This window comes from Maribacter litoralis (assembly GCF_003075045.1).
Lineage (GTDB): Bacteria > Bacteroidota > Bacteroidia > Flavobacteriales > Flavobacteriaceae > Maribacter > Maribacter litoralis.
Genome location: NZ_QCZD01000015.1, coordinates 1 through 1,464, shown reverse-complemented (window position 1 = coordinate 1,464; position 1,464 = coordinate 1). Strand labels below are relative to the sequence as shown.

The 1,464-nt window shown below is 42.8% G+C and carries 1 protein-coding gene; it reads left to right on the top strand.

What is annotated here, in order from left to right; translation table 11 throughout:
- Window positions 1–351: 351 nt before the first annotated feature.
- Entirely contained in the window at window positions 352–1,425 is a 1,074-nt protein-coding gene (locus DCS95_RS20055; protein ID WP_116772575.1) for an IS110 family RNA-guided transposase, read from the top strand.
- The last annotated feature ends 39 nt before the right edge of the window (window positions 1,426–1,464 follow it).

Sequence of the window (1,464 nt, the reverse complement as noted above, 5' to 3'; positions counted from 1 at the left end):
CTCGGCTCGTATGTTTGGTTCTTAGTTTGAAGATACTATAATTATATAAATAAGGAGATTGATTAAGCGGTTGAGCTAGATACATTTTTTCGATGATGTCGTTTCATAGATTAACAAATCTTCTCAAGCTACTACTTTTATAAAAGTAGTAGCTTGAATTTTGAACAACAGCTAAAATAGGAGGGACAGAGAGGTCTCGGCTAGATACACTTTAGGGTGATATCGTTTCTTAGAAATCCCGCCCTTCTATAATTTTCTTGGAATCCGGACAGTACCTAGGTCCTTTGGATAGAGATCGAATCAAATGCGAGCAAGGATGATAAAGAGAGTTATAGCTTAAAAACCGAAGAAATGGAAAAGCGTTTAAAACAGAGTCTTGGCATCGATGTTTCCAAATTGAACTTGTCGTTATCACTAGGTTCCCTAAATGAGAAGCTGGTCAAGAAATTCGAGTACCATCCGGATGTCGCCAATGACTTAGAGGGCTACAAGGTTCTTTTGAGATGGTTGAGAACATCGGTCGACCCTGAAGTGGAACTGTTAGTTGTCATGGAGGCCACAGGTGTTTACCATCAAGGTATCGCTCATTATCTATACGAACTGGGCTATCGCGTTTGTGTAATGCAATCGGGCCGTGTAAAGCGTTACGCACAGAGTTTGGACCAACGTTCGAAAACGGATGCACTTGACAGTAGAATGCTCAGTATGCTGGGATTGGAAAGAAACATCCGTCTTTGGCACCCGCCCAGTGAAGAGCTGCAGGAGCTAAAAGGACTGAGCCGGGAACGCAGTTCATTGCTCAACGATAGGACCGTGGAGACCAATCGGCAAGGAGCGATCGCATCGAGCGTGCATAGCAATGCAAGAGCGCTAAAAAGGCATAAGGCCAGATTGAAGCTTCTCAATACACAGATAGCGGCAGTTGAACAAGAGATGCGGTCATTGATAGGGGACAACGAAGAATTGAAAAGGAAACTTGAATATTTGACGAGCATCCCTGGTGTATCTTTTATATCGGCAGCTACGGTGGTCGGGGAAACCTTGGGTTTTGAATCCATAGTCAATGGCAAGCAGTTGGCAAGTTACGCCGGTTATGATGTGGTACTGAGGGAATCGGGAAACTTCAAAGGAAAGACCAGGATCAGCAAAAAAGGAAACAGCCATATCAGGGCGGTACTGCATATGCCCTCGATGACCTGCGTACGCTGTAACCCGACATTGAAACAGTTCTATAATAGACTGAAACCGAACAAGGCAAAACCTTTGGTGGCGCTCGTAGCGGTTCAGAGAAAACTATTGATATTGATGTATACCTTATGGAAGAACGAAGAAAACTATGATGCTGAATTTGAAATAAAAAAGCAGCAAAAGCATGAAGCCCTTGCTGCGCGGGATAACAGTTTGATAAATCAATCTGTTTCCTAAATTATTAAAGAAAAAACTTGTTTTTTGACACAGTACCTA